Source organism: Paenibacillus sp. GCM10023252 (genome assembly GCF_042653305.1).
Classification (GTDB): domain Bacteria; phylum Bacillota; class Bacilli; order Paenibacillales; family Paenibacillaceae; genus Pristimantibacillus.
This window is the reverse complement of sequence record NZ_JBHSHW010000001.1, coordinates 1-18,741: the sequence shown is the minus strand read 5'-3', so window position 1 is coordinate 18,741 and position 18,741 is coordinate 1. Positions and strand designations below refer to the sequence as shown.

Annotated in this window: 16 protein-coding genes, 1 pseudogene and 1 riboswitch; of the genes and pseudogenes, 15 read left to right on the top strand and 2 right to left on the bottom strand. The window is 52.6% G+C overall.

The features are described 5' to 3' along the window. The first annotated feature begins 1 nt into the window (after window position 1). The 13 genes from ACFO9Q_RS00085 (at window position 2) to ACFO9Q_RS00025 (ending at window position 14,047) form a co-directional block, all read left to right on the top strand. Window positions 2-1,966 (top strand): VWA domain-containing protein, encoded by a 1,965-nt coding sequence (locus ACFO9Q_RS00085; protein ID WP_379177395.1) that lies wholly within the window; start codon window positions 2-4, stop codon window positions 1,964-1,966. Then, entirely contained in the window at window positions 1,956-4,865 is a 2,910-nt protein-coding gene (locus tag ACFO9Q_RS00080) for a VWA domain-containing protein (RefSeq protein WP_379177988.1), read from the top strand. Before ACFO9Q_RS00085 ends, ACFO9Q_RS00080 begins: the two co-directional genes overlap by 11 nt. 41 nt (window positions 4,866-4,906) lie before the next feature. Next, the gene (locus ACFO9Q_RS00075; RefSeq protein ID WP_379177393.1) at window positions 4,907-5,884 is read left to right on the top strand and encodes an SMI1/KNR4 family protein; all 978 of its coding nucleotides are present in this window, start codon (window positions 4,907-4,909) and stop codon (window positions 5,882-5,884) included. Window positions 5,885-5,886: 2 nt separating this feature from the next. Beyond that, window positions 5,887-6,312, top strand: a complete 426-nt coding sequence (locus ACFO9Q_RS00070) for a hypothetical protein (protein ID WP_379177392.1) — start codon at window positions 5,887-5,889, stop codon at window positions 6,310-6,312. A 462-nt stretch (window positions 6,313-6,774) separates the two neighbouring features. Then, window positions 6,775-7,305, top strand: coding sequence for a hypothetical protein (locus tag ACFO9Q_RS00065; protein ID WP_379177391.1), 531 nt, complete (start codon window positions 6,775-6,777; stop codon window positions 7,303-7,305). A 29-nt stretch (window positions 7,306-7,334) separates the two neighbouring features. Then, a complete protein-coding gene (locus ACFO9Q_RS00060; protein ID WP_379177389.1) occupies window positions 7,335-7,796 on the top strand; it encodes a GNAT family N-acetyltransferase in 462 nt (153 codons plus the stop codon). A gap of 88 nt (window positions 7,797-7,884) precedes the next feature. Beyond that, window positions 7,885-8,544, top strand: coding sequence for a serine/threonine protein kinase (locus ACFO9Q_RS00055; protein ID WP_379177387.1), 660 nt, complete (start codon window positions 7,885-7,887; stop codon window positions 8,542-8,544). 40 nt (window positions 8,545-8,584) lie between these two features. After that, a complete protein-coding gene (locus tag ACFO9Q_RS00050; RefSeq protein ID WP_379177385.1) occupies window positions 8,585-9,115 on the top strand; it encodes a DNA-3-methyladenine glycosylase in 531 nt (176 codons plus the stop codon). A gap of 21 nt (window positions 9,116-9,136) precedes the next feature. Beyond that, a complete protein-coding gene (locus ACFO9Q_RS00045) occupies window positions 9,137-9,388 on the top strand; it encodes a YolD-like family protein (RefSeq protein WP_379177383.1) in 252 nt (83 codons plus the stop codon). 18 nt (window positions 9,389-9,406) lie between these two features. Beyond that, entirely contained in the window at window positions 9,407-9,790 is a 384-nt protein-coding gene (locus tag ACFO9Q_RS00040; RefSeq protein WP_379177381.1) for a VOC family protein, read from the top strand. A gap of 40 nt (window positions 9,791-9,830) precedes the next feature. Beyond that, the gene (locus tag ACFO9Q_RS00035) at window positions 9,831-12,179 is read left to right on the top strand and encodes a patatin-like protein (protein ID WP_379177379.1); all 2,349 of its coding nucleotides are present in this window, start codon (window positions 9,831-9,833) and stop codon (window positions 12,177-12,179) included. A 70-nt stretch (window positions 12,180-12,249) separates the two neighbouring features. Continuing rightward, window positions 12,250-12,813 carry an NUDIX domain-containing protein gene (locus ACFO9Q_RS00030; RefSeq protein ID WP_379177377.1) on the top strand — a complete coding sequence of 188 codons (564 nt, stop codon included), beginning with the start codon at window positions 12,250-12,252 and terminating at the stop codon, window positions 12,811-12,813. A gap of 104 nt (window positions 12,814-12,917) precedes the next feature. Beyond that, window positions 12,918-13,031: riboswitch (purine riboswitch) on the top strand. Window positions 13,032-13,111: 80 nt separating this feature from the next. After that, the gene (locus ACFO9Q_RS00025) at window positions 13,112-14,047 is read left to right on the top strand and encodes an EamA family transporter (RefSeq protein WP_379177375.1); all 936 of its coding nucleotides are present in this window, start codon (window positions 13,112-13,114) and stop codon (window positions 14,045-14,047) included. Between the two features lie 69 nt (window positions 14,048-14,116). On the opposite strand, the gene ACFO9Q_RS00020 is transcribed toward ACFO9Q_RS00025, so the two are convergent. Next, entirely contained in the window at window positions 14,117-17,071 is a 2,955-nt protein-coding gene (locus ACFO9Q_RS00020; protein ID WP_379177373.1) for a DEAD/DEAH box helicase, read from the bottom strand. A gap of 246 nt (window positions 17,072-17,317) precedes the next feature. On the opposite strand from ACFO9Q_RS00020, the pseudogene ACFO9Q_RS00015 reads away from it, so the two are divergent. Both ACFO9Q_RS00015 and ACFO9Q_RS00010 read left to right on the top strand, forming a co-directional pair. After that, window positions 17,318-17,883 (top strand): annotated as a pseudogene (locus tag ACFO9Q_RS00015) (LemA family protein). Beyond that, window positions 17,880-18,125 (top strand): hypothetical protein, encoded by a 246-nt coding sequence (locus ACFO9Q_RS00010; protein WP_379177371.1) that lies wholly within the window; start codon window positions 17,880-17,882, stop codon window positions 18,123-18,125. The pseudogene ACFO9Q_RS00015 and the gene ACFO9Q_RS00010 overlap by 4 nt, the downstream one beginning before the upstream one ends. An 81-nt stretch (window positions 18,126-18,206) precedes the next feature. On the opposite strand, the gene ACFO9Q_RS00005 is transcribed toward ACFO9Q_RS00010, so the two are convergent. Continuing rightward, a partial coding sequence (locus ACFO9Q_RS00005; protein WP_379177369.1) for a transposase occupies window positions 18,207-18,741 on the bottom strand: 535 nt, incomplete at its 5' end.

The following is an 18,741-nucleotide window of genomic DNA, read 5'->3' as shown; positions in this document are numbered from 1 at the left end:
CATGAACTTCCTATCCCCGCTATCATCTCTGTTCTTCTTAACGATACCGGCCATCCTGCTCTTATATATGCTCAAGAGAACGTATCAAGATACGCCGATTGCAAGCCATATGCTGTGGAACCGAGTGCTTCGAGAGCAGGAGGCGAACCGGCCATGGCAGAGGCTGCGCAGTCGGCTGCTGCTCCTGATTCAGCTGCTGGCGGCTGTACTTCTAGTGCTCGCGCTAATGAATCCAGCCTGGCTTCGGCCAGCGGACAAGACTAGTGAAGCCGTGATCGTCATTGATCGGTCGGCCAGCATGCTTGCCCGCTCATCACTAGGAGATAGAACGCTGCTGGAGCAAGCGATTGCCGAAGCAGGCAGCTGGGTATCCGCTCAGCCTGCTTCCAGGCCGATTACACTGATTGTGTCCGGGGAGCAGCCCCAGCTAATTGCTGCTAAGGTCAGTAATCCTAGCCAAGTGAAGGAGCTGCTGAACGCGATTGAGCCGGATTACCGTCACAATGATCACGCGGCAGCGCTGTCTCTTGCGAACGCTATGTACAGTGACAAGCAAGAGGGAGAGATTCATTACTGGACGGATATGCGGGTTCATGATGCGGAAGAGATGAATGAGCTTAAGCTGAATGCTCCTCTGCAAGTGCATACTCCAGAACCTGTCACCCGATCGAACAATGATACCTCCATTGTCTATTATGGTGTAACCGCTGCAGGGGACAGCAAGGACAGTAAGGATAGTTGGGATGGGACGGCTACAATTCACAATGATTCAGCGGAGTCGAAGACCGTGACCGTTCACTTCTACCTTGAACAGGACAAGCAGCCCGCAGCGAGCAAGACGATCAACATTCCCCCTGGCGAATGGAAGGATGCAGCCGTTCAGAACCTCCCGGGGGCTGCGTATTATCGGGCGGAGATCGAGCAGGCTGGGGATCCCTATTCCCTGGATAATACAGCCTATAGCTTCGGATCAGCCTCCAGCAAGGTGAAGGTAATGCTCGTTACGAAGGGGAATCTGTTCCTGGAGAAGGCTCTGCAGCTCGCAGGGGTGGAGACGACGAAGCTGAATCCGGATCAATATGTCCCATCAAGTGGCGGCAAGGATACAGAGGCGGACTGGATACTGCTAGACGGCTTAGCGGACAAGTACTCCAAGGACAAGCAATGGGCGAAGCTGCTAGACTCAAGACCTGTCTGGATGATCGAGCATCCATCCTTGGCAGAAGATAGACAAGCTGCGCCAGTCTCCACCGCGGTTCAGCTGAAGCAGCATCCCGTTACCGCCTACCTGTCCTTCACTGATACGCATATCGGCCGTATGGCGAAGGTTGATCGTACGGCAGAGATGGATGCTATCGTCACCTACGGCGGAGTACCTGCCATCTATGCAGGCATGAAGGAAGGACATCCCCGGCTTCACTTCACCTTCGATCTGCAGGAGACGGACTTGCCGCTCCGGCCAGAATTCCCCGTCTTGATTACACAAGCCGTGGAATGGATGAGCGGCGGCTCGCAGCTGCATCTGGGAACAGCCACTGCTGGAGCTCCCATAGATGTGACTCTGCAAGCAAGTACCACAGCTGCCGAGTGGATACCTCTTCATGCTTCAAGCGGTCTTCCTAAGCAGCCGGTAGACATGGACATTCCGCTTGCTGCAGCACAGTCTATGAACGCTCCCGGTATTCCCGGCCTCTATCAGCTCCGAGAGAGCAATGAGGAAGGCAAGGTGATTAGCAGCCGGTTCATGGCGGTTCGAATAGCTGCGGCTGAGAGTGCTGAGCTAGCCCGAACCGAGCAACAACTCCTCGCACCAGAGGCAGCTAGTGAAGTCCGAGAATCATCTCCGGACAAGCCGCAGTCAGCACTATTGGAGCAATGGGTCAGCATCCAGGGCTGGATGGCACTCTTGATTCTGCTGCTGATTATGGGGGAATGGGAGGTGTACCGTCGTGGGCATGCAGGCTGAAGCTCCGTGGGCATTATTATTAATCATTCCTTGCAGCCTATGGATCTGGTGGATCATTAGAGCAACCAGCCGGCTGCAAGGTGGACGTCGAGTGGCTGCTGTGTCTATTCGAACTCTGATCCTTATGCTGCTCATTAGTGCGATAGCTCAGCTGCAGCCCTATCTGCTCGTGAAGCAGAGAGACGTGGTGTTCGTAGCCGACCGTTCAGCCAGCGTACAAGCAGAGGCGGCGATCGGACAATGGATCCAAGAGGCTTATTCTTCACGAGATGACAAGGACCGCGGAGCCATAGTAACGACCGCCTTAGACGCGGTCGTCGAACGAGCTCTCTCACCGAATTCTCCAGGGGGCAGCGGTGGTTATTCCTTCCGAACGGTGCTGAACGATCACTTCACCAACCTGGCAGGAGGTCTGAATACGGCATCTGGGCTGCTAAGCGGAACCAGGGGAGGCCGAGTCATTCTGCTCTCAGACGGTGAGGAGAATACAGGAGATATGCTTCGACAAGCTCGACTGCTGAAGGAGGCAGGCATTCAGGTAGACGTTGTTCCTCTATCGTCCACTGTAGCTAACGATATGGCTGTTGAGTCGCTGCAAGTTCCTCAGAGTCTTCGACAGGGAGAGACCTTCACCTTCGAGATTGCAGTGAACAGCACGCTGTCAGGTTCAGCAGAGCTGCGATTATACTCCGATAATCGAGAGATATCCAGGACGACTGTGGATGTTCAGGCCGGTGAGAATCGATATGCGCTTCAGAGCACTGCTCTCGAGCCCGGCTTCCATCGCTTCCGAGCCGAGATCTATGCCGCAGGCGATGAACGTGAGCAGAATAATATCTCCTATGCGTTCAGCAAGGTGAGCGGGCCGCCGGCTGTACTCATCGTGGAGGGGCGCACCGGCTCATCCGGCAACATAGAGGCTGCGCTGGACTCCTCCTACATTGGGCATACGACGATTGCGCCTGAACAGCTGTCGGTTGAGTTAGCTGAATATGCGGCCTACGACAGCATTGTGCTGAACAATGTACCTGCTACACGCATCGCTGAGAAGCCGATGAACTGGATAGGCAAGGCTGTCAGTGATTACGGCGTAGGATTAGTTATGCTTGGCGGTGACGACAGCTATGGACTGGGCGGTTACTTCAAGACACCTATTGAAGCTGCGCTGCCCGTCTATATGGATCTGAAGGGCAAGCGGAAGATTCCTTCGCTTGGACTTGTCCTTGTCATCGACCGCTCCGGCAGTATGAGTGATGGCAAGCTGGAGCTGGCCAAGGAGGCAGCCATGCGAACGGTGGAGCTGCTGCGTGAAGAGGATACGGTCGGCGTCCTTGCGTTCGACTCGGCTCCTGCTTGGATTGTGGAGCCGACGAAGCTGACCGATCGAGAGTCTGTATTGAGCAAGATTGGAATGATTCAGCCAAGCGGAGGGACTGAGATCTATTCCGCACTGGATGCAGCCCATACCAAGCAGTTGGAATCAACCGCTGAGCGCAAGCACATTATTCTGCTCACCGACGGACAGTCGGGCATGAACAGCCCATATAGCGAGCTAACCCAATCCATGGTGGATCATAGTATCACCCTGTCTACCGTAGCGGTCGGTGACGGCTCCGATGTTCAGTTATTGGAGCGGCTCGCGAAGGAAGCGAAGGGCAGGTATTATTTTACGAAGGATCAGAGTACGCTTCCCGCTATATTCAGTAGAGAGACCGTGCTCATGTCGCGGACTTATATCGTAGAGCAGACCTTCATTCCGCAGATTGGCAGGGGCGGCAATTGGAGCAGCTTGTGGAAGGGGGGACTGCCGAGGGTCAATGCCTATGTGGCAACGACCGCGAAGGAGACTGCTGAGACAGCTCTCTTGACTCCGGAAGGGGATCCGCTGCTATCTAGATGGGCGTACGGATCTGGCCGTGCTGTCGCATGGACGAGTGATCTGACAGGTCGCTGGGCCCCGGAGTGGGTGAGCTGGCCGGACCTTCCCAAGGTGCTCACCCAGTGGATCAAGTGGACCTTCCCGCAATTCGAGAGTCAGCCGTACGCTATTGACGCCAAGCTTGAAGGTCAGGAAGCTAAGCTCCACATTCGGGCAGAGGGAAGTCGGACTACCGGTTCATCCGATATGAAGGCCGTTATTCAGGGTGAGAGCGGACAATTGCAGACATTGCGGCCCATCCCAGTTGCTCCAGGCGAATATGAGGCTTCGCTTCCAGTCGGAGAGCCTGGTGTATACCTTGGACAGGTCAGTTCCTCTGCCGGAGGAGCCGGTGGAGCAGCAGCAGGAGGGACAACGACGGGCTTCGTCATTCCGTACTCTCCTGAGTATCGGCTGTCAAGCGACGATGGCAAGCTGAAGCTTGCGAGGCTAGCTGAGCTGACAGGCGGTCGAGTGCTCGGGTTAGACGATGCTTCGCTCGCTTATGACTATGAGCCGAAGCCTTACCGTCAAGCTTATGATATGACGCATGAATGGCTGGCTGCAGCCTTGCTGCTATGGTTAGTGGACATTGCGATTAGGAGGATATCACTATCCAGTGCGTGGATGCAGCTCGGCAAGAGGCTGCGTCAGCGGCTGGCATCTGACCGGTCAACCGTTCCTGTGAAGACAGGAGGGGCTGTTGCTTCAATGAACAGGCTACAGGAGAGGACCAAGCGAGCAGGGGAGTTCTATTCCGGTTCAGGGAACAACGGAGGGGCATCAGCTGCTGAACCCCTTGTTCGTCCATCAGCTCCATCTGCAGCTCCTGCATCAAGACCAGCAACACGACCTGCAGGACAGCCAGTGCCCAAGTCCGATAAGCAGACGACACCGGATGAGAGTCCAGATCAGAACCTGCCAGATTCCAATGTCACGATGAACCGGCTGCTGGCGGCGAAGAATCGCTCCAAGAGGTAGCTGATGACAGGTAACCCTATCTAAGACAAGGTGGCGATGAAGTGAGACTCTTGTATCATGTATTGTATCAGCTACGGCATCAACAGCCGCTTCATTATGCAGATTACAAGCTGACCGCGGTAGAGTGGCTGAAGTTCCAGGAGCAGCTAGTCAAGCATCGCTATATCGTGCCGAAGAATGCTCGACACCCGATTATAATGCCCGTCGAGTATCTAGTAACAGAGACTGGTACAGCCTTCTTGCAGGAGAATGACCAATACCGGGAAGAGATTCCACATCATCGTTCTGAACTGTCAGCCTGGGTTCGATGGGGCGGGAAGCGCTATGAGAAGTCAGGCACGGACAAGCGGTATGGTGCTATGCTGGCTAATGGGTTCGAATGTAACACGGCGGAATGGTCTTCTCTTATGCATTCGGTTCTGAGTTATTGCCAGCAGAGCGGAGGGACCGGGCATTTGTCCATAGCTCCTCCTGCTGCCCTTGCAGATATCGAGGAAGTGGAGCAGGCTTTAGGGCATATGCTGCCAGCTTCTTATCGCAATATCCTGCTGACCTTCTCCGCGAGGGTACACTTCCATTGGTGCATGCCTAACGAAGAGAGCGGCGGCCTGCTCGATGATGGACTGTGGGATCTAAGCAAGCTAGTCGAATATCAGCTATTGCGTGAAGACGGATGCATGGAGGAGGAGGGGCCTGCAGCTGACATCTGGAATAACTCCCTGCTATTCACTCGCAACGGGGCAGGCGGTTATCTTGGCATTGATGTAGGATTGCGGCCTGGGGAAGTGCTATTCTTGTCTTATGACATAGAGACGCTTGGCCAGCGACTGGGCTTCAGCTTCGAATCCTTCATGGACCAGTGGATTAGAGCAGGATGCTACGGTCATACTGAGTCGCAGTACGAGAGTCTAGCATCCAACGGGTGCTCGTACGTGGATTCGCACTCCGAGCGAGCCCGGACCATTCGACTGGAGCTGCTAGGAGGAAGCTTATCCTCGGGAGAGGAGCGGGACACATAGGAATGAACGACACCAACCGAACGCTTTTCTTAAGCCTATTGTATGCCTTGCAAGTTGGGGCAGGACTCTGGATTTTGGAAGCTGTGGAGGGAAGTAAGATTAGGGCTTCGCATCATCTGGACCTAGCTCCATTTGCAGCTTTTATCGGCAGCTCTACTGCCATTCCCTTTTACTTCCTGACCTTCTATATCATAGATCGGGCTTGCAGCCGAATGAGAGATCAGGCCGCTCGATCTGTTATACAAGTGCTTACCTATACCGCTATTAGCGGATGGACCGGGCACTACTTATTCCATCTTCTATATGAGCAGCAAGAAGTTAATGAGTTCGGACTTCAGATCGAGACAGCTATCATCCTGTTCGGAATGATTGGCTTGATTACAGGCACCCTCAGTGAATATAGCAGGAGGCCTCCTCGCTCGAAGTGAACAGGCTGTATGCGAAGCTCTTCCGATGCTATAATGAGCACATACCTAAGTATTCAGAGATGGTCGTTCTCTGGATGCTTTTTTTGTCAAAAAAAAGAGAGGAGCATGTCTAGTGACCGTCGCACTCCTAATAATCGTTGGCGGGTGATAGAGATGAGATTCGTTATCCTGCACATCATCATTGCATTGATTATTTCTGTTAGCTTTCCTTTGCTGGTGGACATTGTTTTGAATTACAATTTTACTAATGCAAGCGACATTACATATTTGAAAAATGAACAGTCTATCCTCATACAAAACGACTCACGACAAACGATAAATCTCTATTGGTCAACAGTAGAATCGGATATTTTTATGGGATTCATCGTATTTGTCCTATATATGCTCGTGGTCAATATCAGCAAAAAAATATATGATAGAGTAGAACGGAAGCGGAGAACGAGACAGAGAAGGTGATTCACCATGACAGAACAGGCTGAACGAGCTAAGGAGCTGTATATTCAATACTACGGGAGCTTCGTGCAGATGCACCGAGATGGCTTGTACGAGGAGTTCAAAAGCTATGACGTACCTGAGTCTCTCCAGATAGAGTGGGGGCAGGAGATGATCGAGCAGCATTCTCGTGAATTATCAATTCGCAACTGGGATGCTGTCTCGGCTCTTCAACTCATAGCTATGAATGTGAAGCATGTGCTCATTATTGAGAACATTATCGTCTTCACTTCTCGTCATCTCATGAGCTCAGACAGCATAGTGAGATTAATGTATGCGGAGCGGATGATGGCGATCATCAAGCAGTTGAGACCGATTATGCCTCAGCCTCTGCTATTGCGAAGTCTTAAGGAAACGGTGACCATATTGGAAAATATTATAGCGCAACCGCTCATTGTTGATCCTGGGCATGAGTTGTCGAATTATGGCCTGAAGGATAAGCGAGCACTCAATCTCAGGGCCAAGAGCAATGTGGATGCCATTATGGATTCTCTGAACTGATGAATGATAATAAGATAAGGAGACCAGCCATGCTGCACACCTATGAAGTTAGACAAGCAACGATTGAAGATCTGGAGCCGCTGACCGAGCTGTTCGACCAGTATCGAGTATTCTATGAGCAGGCAACTGACCTTAACGGAGCGCGAGCATTCCTGTTCGAGCGATTAGAGCATCAGGAGTCGGTCTTATTCATCGTCCAGCATATAGAGAGTGGTAAGCTAGCTGGCTTCACGCAGCTGTACCCGATATTCTCATCTGTATCCATGAAGCGTGTCTATCTGCTGAATGATCTCTATGTCCATGAGAGCTATCGCAAGCAAGGTATTGCCCAGCTGCTGCTGGACCAAGCTCAGCGTTACGCCAAGAGGATGAGAGCTAAGGGGCTGGAGCTGGCAACCGCCCTGGATAACCTAGAGGCTCAGCGGTTGTATGAGCGCTGCGGGTATACGAGGGATGAGCAATTCTGCCATTATTATCGAAGTGCAGATTAAGAAGCTGATCTGAGCGGCACTTCAACCTATTCCATCACGTATACAACTGGAATGAAGAATGTAGGAACGGTATACGGAGGGCAGTACAATGAGCATGGACTACACAACAGCAGCAGAAGCACTCCGGCAGATCGCCGTTATCGGCAATGAGAAGAACAAGCCGGTGATTCTAACCGGACAACCGGAGCAGTATGGGCTAATCTGTATCGGGATTGGAACGGATGCTGCGGTATTCACCCATCCCTCAACTCCAGGTTATGCTTACAAGATGTACTCTGAGCTTGCCTTGGAGAAGAAGAAGCTTGAATCAATGGTCTATGAACGGCTGCAGGGTATTCCATACTTCCCGCAATGCTACGGGGAAGGTGACCGATACCTCATCCTCAGCTATGAGCCAGGCGTCACGCTGCATGAATGTCTGACGGAAGGCATTCCGGTTCCTGATCAGGTCATTCATGATGTAGAGGAAGCTAGGACGCTCGTTCGAAGCAGAGGACTTAACCCCCGTGATATTCATCTCAAGAACGTCCTCCTGCAGAACGGCCGCGGTAAAGTAATCGACGTCTCCGAATATGTGCAAGAAGGCAACGATAACCGATGGAGCATGCTATTATGGGCGCATCGCAACTTATATCCCTATATGCTGGGGAAGAAAGTTCCGGAATGGTTGCTGCATGCCATTAAACAAGGATATAGACTGTTGAGCGGAGCTGCTGGTATCATGCCAAGGGAGCGTAAAGTCAAATAGGGGAACACAGAATTAGGGATTCAATTCAGGAGGTTAGTGAATGAAGGCGGAACGCACCTTCCTGGCTAGAGACACCCGTACCGTTGCGAGAGACCTGCTAGGCTGCCATCTGGTGAGGAGAGTCGGAGATGAGCAGATTCGTATACGGCTAACCGAGACTGAAGCGTATAGAGGGACCGATGATCCCGCCAGCCATGCGAGCCGAGCTGTGACACCACGCAACCGATTCATGTTCGGAGAGGTTGGAATTCTCTACGTGTACCTGATCTATGGGCTGCATCATTGCATGAACATCATTGCCCATGAAGATGGAGGGGTAGGGGCTGTCCTGCTGCGCGGCGGTGAGCTGCTTGAGGGACATGAGGATAAGCTGGTGAAGCGAATTGACGGTCCTGGCCGGCTGGCGAAGGCGATGGGAATTGATCTCCAGTGGAACGGCCATGATCTGATGCACAGTGCGGACCAGAATCTATGGCTCGAGAGGGCAGAGACGAGCCGAAGCATTCAGGTTACGCCTCGTATCGGCATAACGAAGGCTGTCGATTATCCATGGAGATACGTACTGGAATAGGAAGGGGTTGGAGGAATTAGCATGGCGAAGGCAAAAGTTGCAAAAAGACCGACGAGAGACGAATTCGTGCTGGAGGAAATCGGCAACCAGCTCTCGGAAGCGAGTCAAGAAAAGTCTGTCATCGAGCTCACCGTGTGGGGCTGGGAAGAATCAGTACGCGGTGTTATTGTAGGGATGGACTCACGAACAGGCAAGGTTCATATCGAGCTTCAAGATGTAGTCACGAAGGTGCCGTTCATGGACATCATGCGAGTGGACTATCCACGGGACTAATGGAGGGGGAATGTTGACATGATCCAGATGGAGAGAATTCATCATGTGAGCTTAGCCGTCAGAGATCTGGAGCGGGCTCGCAGCTTCTACACGAATACGCTTCTCATGCAAGAGATTGAACGGCCTCCATTCCAATCCAGAGGGGTATGGTATGCCATCGGAACTCAGCAGCTTCATCTCATTGAGACTCCCCATGGAGAGGCGCTCAGGGAAGGCGGCATCGATACGACTGACGGTCACTTCGCTGTATGGGTGAAGAGCTATAGAGAGACGATCGCATTCCTGGAACAGGCAGGACTTCATTACGAAGCCCGTCCGAACAGCGTGGCGGGGTTCACTCAGATCTATATCACGGATCTTGATCATAATATAATAGAATTCGACGCAGACTACGACACCTGATTATAGACGGACTCAATCTGGTTAGGGAGAGGGATCTGTAATGGAACTGGCTAAGGAGATACGAATTGCGCTCGTGTTATACGGGGGCGTATCGCTTGCGGTGTACATGAACGGTGTGTCAGAGGAGCTCTTGCACGTAACGCGTGCGCGCAGAGGGGCGAAGTCGGATTCCAACCAGAATAGCTATACCGATCTCCTGAGACGGATGAACAGTGAGATTGTCATCGACATCATTGCAGGGAATTCAGCCGGCGGCATTAATGGCGTGCTTCTATCGAAGGCTCTGGCTACAGGCACAGACCTGAATGGCGTGAAGAAGCTGTGGAGAGATACCGCAGATCTTAAGCATCTGCTCAACCACGAGGGCGGGGCTAGTGACACCCTGTTGAACGGGAGCTTCATGCTGCGGGAGTTGAAGGGCTGCTTCGATGAGCTGTCGAAGCAAGCGTCTCAGTCGCCGAACCTTGCAGAGGAACGCAAGAGTCAGGTGCATACACTCGATCTGTTCGTCTCCGCCAGTGATATTAGAGGCCGCCGCTGGGCGATATCCGACAGCAAGGGTCAAGAGATTGAAGGTCTAACTCACGGAGTGATGTTCCATCGGAAGTACCGTAGAGCCGCAGGTGCAGGGACAGATGTCGGTACATTTACGAACGACTTTGAAGGCAAGGAGAACGATGATCTGCTGGCTCGCATCTCTCGTGCAACATCGGCAATGCCGGCGGCTTTTCCCGAACAGGCCTTCGACATGGATGAAGTATACCCCGATGCAAGCAAGTACGATCCCCGAGATCAGGTCTACCTTCACGATGGATTGCTAACAGATAACAAGCCGTTCGCGCCTGTCCTCGATACGATCTTCAGCCGCTCAGCTGATCGTAAGGTCGACAGGTGGCTGCTGTTCCTGGACCCGACCCCAACCGATACCCATCTGAACCAGAATGAGGAGCGCTACACCTCCAAGCCTGATCTGATGGAGGCGCTCAGCAGTTATCTTGCAATACCCCGATACCAATCCATCTACGATCACCTCATCGCGATTCAGAATGAACGAGCTCGTGCAGACTCCTTCAAGAGTATTCTTGAGGCAATCGCTAAGGCAGATGCTAGTCAGGAAGTCGAACAGATAGCAGCCTACCTGCCTTACTGCCGCTTGCGGATGGAGAAGTGGGAGCAGAGTCTGCTCGAATCCTTACAAGCTTATTACCTTGCTAAGACCGTACATCGCTCTGAGCTAAGCGGACTTGAGCCAGCTCTGCAAACGGTGAAGACAAGTCTAACCGCAATGAAGGACAACGGGCAGCTTGGCCTGCTCATCGGCGGAATGAGAATACCGGATATCTCCTTCATCTGTCGTTACTTCACGCTGCATATTCAGAAGATTAATGGGCGGCTGTCGGAGTTGAGCGATCAGGAGCAGACCGAGACTACGCTTCTCCTTCGGTACAAAACCGCGCTCTGGGCGGCCGTCGACGATCTTCGTCAACTGGAGCAGCAATGGTGGCACGTATCATCGGGTAACCGGCGGACCTTCAGAGGCTGGGAAGATGCGCTCCAGCAGCTATGCGGGGGGCAGCCGTCTGAATCTGCGGTCCGAAGTCTAATCGATCGTCTGTCAAGCTCTATCGAGCATACGATTCAGAGCTGCGGCCACAAGAAGGCCATAGCTGAGGCACTTGGGATGGACGGCAACCTCCCTCTCTGGCCTCAGCTGAAGGAAGCACTAAGGAGATTCATCTCCATTGACGTCTTCGCATTCCCGCTCATGCTTGGACATGAAGGGGAGATGAACAAGCTCCAGCTGCTCCGAATCAGCTCGTCGGACGCAGCAACGCTCGGCCTTAGCGGCAGCGCCAAGCTCGTGAGCGATGACCTTGCGGCCTTCGCAGGATTCCTGGATCGCCGCTGGCGCGCCAATGATCTCATGTGGGGCAGGCTGGATACCGCAGATATACTCATTACCTATATGGGGAAGTCCTATCTTCAGAGTAAGCCATTGTCGGCAGAAGAGCAGATGGAGTGGGAGTCATTCATCATGCAGGTGAAGGCGGAGCGCTTCGATTGCATCATTCGAGAGGAGCTGCCTCATGTAGGGAAGGAAGCGCTGCAGGCATACGAGAGCTTATCTCTTGAGGGCTCTCCGCAGGAGAGAATAGAGGAGATGAAGCGATTTTTCGACAGGGATTATCGTATTGGACTTCAGACTTGGAAGAGCCTGCCGTTCCACGTTAAGCTGAAGAGAAGCGTGGAGACGCTGTCGAATACGCATCTGGCGCTGTATCGCCACTATCGCTCCAGGAGGCTCGGACTTCGGCTGATTCTCGGCGGACTATCCGGATTCTGGATGACGATTCGGCTGCTGACGAAGCTCATCTCACGCAATCGTTAACAACGCTCATTATACTAGATCATCTAATTACTCATCTACCATTATACTTCTTAGTTAGGCGGGTTAAGGAATGGAAGCTAAGTTCTGTATGACATGCGGGCTGCCGCTAGAGTCAAGAGAGATTGATGGAATCATCCGCAGAGCCTGTACAGGAGCAGGCTGCAGCTTCGTTCACTGGGGCAATTACAGCATTGGGGCAGGGGCGCTCGTCACAAGAGATGGCAAGATCCTGCTCGTCCGCAGGGCACAAGATCCAGGCAAGGGATACTGGACGAATCCTGGCGGCTATGTGGAGCAGCTCGAGATGATTCATGACACGATTGCTCGAGAAGTGCTTGAAGAGGCGGGAGTAGAAGCCGTCGTTACCCGAATTGTGGCGGTCAGGGACCAGCCGCGGGTGGTTCATAACGTGTATATCGCATTTGCGATGGAATATAGCTCAGGGGAGCCTAAGCCAGACGGTATCGAAGTAGATGCTGCTGGATTCTATGATCTGGAAGCTATGGCTGAGATGAATGTCGCTCCATTCACAAGATGGCTTGTTGATGTCATGATGCGAAGTCAGAGCGCCGGGCTGCTGCCCGATTCCGATCCTATTGCATCCGTTGGCGGGTATGGCTTCCGGGCACAATAACCGGACGTGCATACCGAAGACAGGCTTACGGTAGAATGCCCTTACCAATTACTTAACATTGACATAAGCTAACCTGTCATGTAATATATGGAGCGTTGTGCTCAACGACTAATTGAATATTTCATCGTATAACCTCACGGCAGCACAGCTGCAGCATCAGGGTGAGGGTTTCTACGGGAAGCCTTAACTTCCTAACTACGAAGATGGATCATTGCTCATAGCATTGACCTATTCGGAGTTAGGTTTTTTGTTATCTATAGACAACTATGAGATTAACAGAAGGAGGTTCATCATCAAGATGAAGTACAGGTTATCCGTATTGCTTGGAGCCGTCAGCTATGGCATTCTATCTACGATTGTCGTGCTCGCCTATGGAGAAGGCTATACGCTTGGAGAGGTGGTAGGAAGCCAGCTGTTCGTAGGATTTATTCTAGCCTGCGGACTTGCGTTCTATACGAAGCTTCGTCAGAGAAGTCAACTTGCCTCGAATCGGCACGAAGAGTCAGCTGCTGCTCCCGTAAGACTACATTGGAAGCATCGCTTGCTGCTCATGGCGGCAGGAACACCGACAGCTGTAACAGGCTTGCTCTATTATCAATCATTGAAGTACATTCCAGCATCACTTGCCATTATCCTGCTGTTCCAGTTCACCTGGATCGGCGTTCTCATTCAGTCTATTACGCAGCGGAAGAGGCCCAATGGCATGATGCTGCTTACCCTTCTCGTCTTGTTCGGAGGCACACTGCTTGCAGCTGGAATTATGGAGCAGGGGACAGGGAGACTGGAGCTCATGGGTGTCGTCCTGGGCTTGCTGTCTGCCGTAAGCTACACCCTATTCATCCTATTCAGCGGTAAGGTCATGCCACAGGTTCATGCAGCATACCGCAGTGTATGGATGCTTGGGGGCGGTATGGCGCTGGTGTTCATCTTGTTCCCGCCGGCCTTCTTGTTCAATGGTCTGCTGCTGGATAGTCTGCTGCTCTACGGCTTGCTGCTGGGCTTGTTCGGAGCCTTCATCCCACCCGTACTCTTCGCTGTTGGAGTGCCCCATGTGGGAGAGGGGATGGCTGGTATACTTGGTGCGGCAGAGCTCCCAGTAGCTGTCCTTGTCTCGTCCATCGTCTTAGGTGAGCACGTGAGCTCACTACAGTGGATTGGGGTCGGTCTCGTCCTGCTAGGCGTCGCTCTTCCCGAACTGCTTAAGCATAGAAGACGGAATGTCTTATTCCAATAACACAACATACGGCGATTGTTCCTCCTGAGGTATGACTCTAGGGACAATCGCCGTTCTTATATTCCCCACTCACTCCAACGACAGAATCTCCCTTAACTCCTGCTCCGAAAAAGAGGTAATCGACTCATGGCCCGGCTCATTGATTACTTCATCAATGAGATTCTTCTTCTTCAGCTGGAGCTCATACATCTTGTCCTCGATTGTACCTTGGGCAACCAGCCGAATGACTTGAACCACCTTCTTCTGTCCGATACGATGGGCGCGATCAGCTGCTTGCTGCTCAACAGCTGGATTCCACCACAGATCATATAGAATAACGGTGTCTGCCCCGGTCAGATTAAGGCCCGTTCCCCCGGCCTTCAGGGAGATGAGGAACAGCTCACGTTCCCCCTCATTGAACCTGCTGCACAGCTGGACGCGCTCACGGGCAGGTGTCTGACCGTCCAAGTAGAAGTGAGCTGCCCCTTGGTACCCTAGCTCTCGGCTAATCATCCCCAGCATCTCTGTGAATTGGGAGAAGATCAGCACCCGCTTGCCGGCATTCCGGCATTCCTCGATAACATCAAGCAGCTGCTCCAGCTTGCCAGAACCGCCTTCATAGCCTTCGACGAATAGAGCAGGGTGGCAGCACAGCTGGCGGAGTCTCGTAATTCCTGCCAATATGCGAATCCGATTCTGATCAAGCGACTTCTCCTCCATATGCTTCAGCGTCTCCTGCTGCAGCTTGACCAGGTAGGCGACGTAGAGCTTATTCTGCGCAGGGAGCAGCTTAGACGACTGTATCGTCTCAATCTTGTCAGGCAGCTCCTTGAGCACATCAGACTTCAGGCGGCGAAGCATGAAGGGACGAATCTTCCTCGCGATTGACTCTCTCGACAGCTCTTGGAACTCTCTCCGCTCTGGGAACAGCTCAGGGAATACAGCCCCGAAGATTGACCATAGCTCGACGAGGGAATTCTCTATCGGTGTCCCAGTCAGTGCATAACGATAGTCAGCTTGAATGGACTTGACGGCTTGCGCCGTTAAGGTCGAGTCATTCTTGAACACTTGTGCCTCATCTAGAATGAGCGTATGGAAGCTCAGCTTGGCATAGTGGCTCAAGTCTTGTCGCAGCAGTGGATACGAGGTGATGATGACATCTGCTTTCTCATGAATGGATGTCTTGAACAACCTCGTACGCTCTTGCTTCGATCCCTCCATCAGCAGCACCTTCACTTCTGGAGCGAATCGCTTCAGCTCGTTGTGCCAGTTGTAGATGAGGGAAGAAGGGGCAATGACGAGAGAGGGGGTTCGGCGCTCTCGCATCTGCGGCAGGACGGAGACAAGGAAGGCGATGCTCTGAATGGTCTTGCCAAGTCCCATATCATCGGCCAAGATGCCGCCGAACCGATAATGGGCCAGTGTCTTCATCCATTGGTAGCCATACGCTTGGTAGTCGCGAAGCACAGGAGCAAGATTAACTGGAATAGGGAAGTCAAGATGATCGGGACTTCGCATATGGTCCAGCAGCTTGCGGAAGGACTTGCCCAGCTTAATTCCCTTGTCAGGCAGGGGCAGGTTCAGGAAGGCCAGACCGCGAGCGGCTGGAATACGAATGCCGCCTTCCCTCCAGTCACTGCCCTTCAGTCCTGCCTCGTTCAGATACCGAATGATGGCTTGGTACCTCTCATTATCCAGCGGCAGCAAGGCTCCTGATGAGAGGCGATGGTACTTCCGCTTCTCCTGAAGTGACTTCAGCAGCTGACGGATCTCCGATTCAGAGATCGTACCCATGTCCACCTTGAAGTCAAGCCAGTCTGTCCGCTCATCCACTTCAACCTTAATCTCCAGATCCATAGGTCCGGTATGGATTCTAGAGCGTACAGCTGAAGTAGCATAGACGGTCAGACGCTCCTCCAGCTTAGGGACAATGGTCGTCAGGAAGTCGAACTCCGATTCCTCATTGTCCATCATGAAGCCTGATTCCGTCACGTTGAAGGAACCCTGCTCCATCAGCTCAAGAATCGCTCGTTCCCCCTCTGCATCCCGCACGAGGATGAGCTCCGATCCTCTCGTTGATGCCGCGCTCTCAATGGGGTTAATGACGATATCTCCATACTGGAATTCAAGCGCGGCTAGCAAGCGATTCCGTACACGATCCAGATATAGCTTAGCTCTCAGCGGGGCATGCAGCATGCGGTCAGCAACGGAATCGGCCATCTCAACACGGCCCAGCTTCATCAGACCTGGAATGACACTATGCATGAAGGTCTCCATCTGCTTCGCCTCTAGAGAGATCTTAGCTTGTCCTGCATAGCCTAGTGTCTTCATTAAGTGCCGCAGCCTCTTGCTCTGCTCCGCAGCTATTCGGTGGACCTTGCCTTCGTTCAGCACCAGCCTGTAGTCATCCATTAAGATGAGAGGGTCCAAGCCGTCAATCGCAAGCTGATAGGGCTCCTGCTCCCCTTGATCAATAGTGAAGAGGAGGGGCAACGGCTCATCCGTGACCGCCCATTCCATCACGCTATTCTTCTCACTAGCAAGCAGGACGTTCGGTGCATCTGACAGCATAGGCTCCATGTCTCCCCAAGCGAATGAAGGAATGAGCAGCATCCGATCCCCGCTCACCGCACGTGAACCTGGAACTTGGCCGGAGAGTGTATCTCGATACATTAATTCGTAAGCATACACCTTCGACAGCTCATTGATTAAGGCTGCATCCGCCTCATCGAAGCGATGCAGCTCGGGTTCATATGTGAAGTGCCTGGTCATCACGTAAGGAACTCTCCGTTCCACGCAGCGGAGGAAGTCACGGATGCGGTGAACGATATACATTTTATTAGGATGAGGACCGAGTCTAAGCTCCACGCCGAACCATTGCTTGTCGAAGCCGCAGATGAATGGACGAAGGGTCACTTCCACATGGATGGCTCCGCGATGATCTGCCAAGGAACGCTGTGGGCCAATCGTTCTCTCCTGCTTCCCGGAGAATAATTCGATTAGGTCATCCGCTATACGATTCTCATCGGTTGGTTGTCTGTTCATAGGAGGATCATATCCTTTCCGCCTCTTATATTAACAGATTCGTGACAGGAGTAGAATAGACGTTCCCGTTCCTCGGTGTGAATCTGTATAGATATAGCCGGGGCCTCGTGTTGGTTAGAGTGAGATAGGGGAAAGGTATACATAGAATAAAATGATCTCGAGGAGGGTGTTCGTGTGAATGTGAGAGGTAAGGGCTGCTTGCTGCCCATAATCGGATTGGTGGTCATTGTCGTCATAGTAGGTGCAATGCTGGCTGGCAGCTATAACAAGTTCGTCAGTGCAGAGGAGACCGTTGATCAGAAGTGGGGAAGAGTGAATGTGGATCTCCAGCGCAGATATGATCTTATTCCCAACTTGGTTGAGACGGTACAGGGCATAGCCAAGCAGGAGAAGGAAGTCATAAAGGAAGTAACGGATGCTCGAGCAGCACTTGGAGGAGCTCGCACACCAGATGAGAGGCTGAGGCAGATGAGCAGCTGTCCGGCGCATTGGGCCGCCTCTTGGTCATCTTCGAGAATTATCCGACACTGAGGTCGGACAAGGCGTTCATACAGCTGATGGATGAGCTTGCCGGCACAGAGAATCGCATTGCGGTCGCGAGGGGCGATTACAATGACGCTGTGGCGGATTACAATCGGCTCATCAAGAGGTTCCCCGGCAATCTCATAGCTGGAATGACGGGCTTCGACGCCAAGGAATACTTCAGGCCGTCGTCAGGTGCCGAGGATGCGCCTAAGGTAGACTTCAATACCTCTCCAGACGAAGCAGGCACTATCCATCCAAATAGAGCCAGCTGGGACATCGTGTTATGAGCGGGCTCGAGGCTGCTGCGAAGCTGATCTTGATCAGGGGCATGCTGCGGACGGTTCCGCTGCTGCTCGTCCTATGGTTCGGAATATCAGCAACCGTTCAAGCGGCTGAGCCAGTCATCCCAAGTCCTAAGGGCGATATCTATGTGCAGGACTTCGAGCAGCTCCTGTCCCAAGCTGAGAAGGATGAGCTGCGCCGGCTAGGTAGAGCTCTGGAGGACAAGACGGGGCTGTCTCAAAAGTAGGTGTGCTCACTAGAGGAGACAGCTCGCTAGGATGGAATAGTTGCAAAAAACGAAAAAATGGCGATGCTAGGGAGGTTATCCCTACATCGCCATTTTTGGCTTTTGGTCTATTGCGGCTTTCTTAAGCAAATTGTGGGCAAGCGAAAGCCACCCGACCTCAAGGCTTACCTTGGGCAGGCCTCGAAGCAGGAAACGTCGGAATCCCCGGTTGTTTTTTACTTGTCCAAATACGCTTTCTGGCTCGATCATCCTCCGAACCGACAAGGCGTACCCTTCCTCGCTTTGGAGCTTCTCTCGTGCCTCCCGCTTGTAGTGCAGGTACTTCATACTTACGGTAATTTCACGATTTCCTTGCGCCTTTGTACAAGCTTCTTTTAACGGGCAACCTTCGCAGTTTGCACTTCGGTAATGCCGTTTCCGAATTTCATAACCGCTCTCTGTCGTTTCCTTTGATTCATAACGAAACAGCAGTTTACGACCAGCCACACACGTCCATGTATCTTCGGGCTCATCGTACTGCCAATTGTCTAGCTTGCTAATATCTTGCTGCCACTTCTTCGACTTTTCTTTCTGGTATGTACTGTACTTGACGATGGCTTCCAATTGTTCGCTTTCC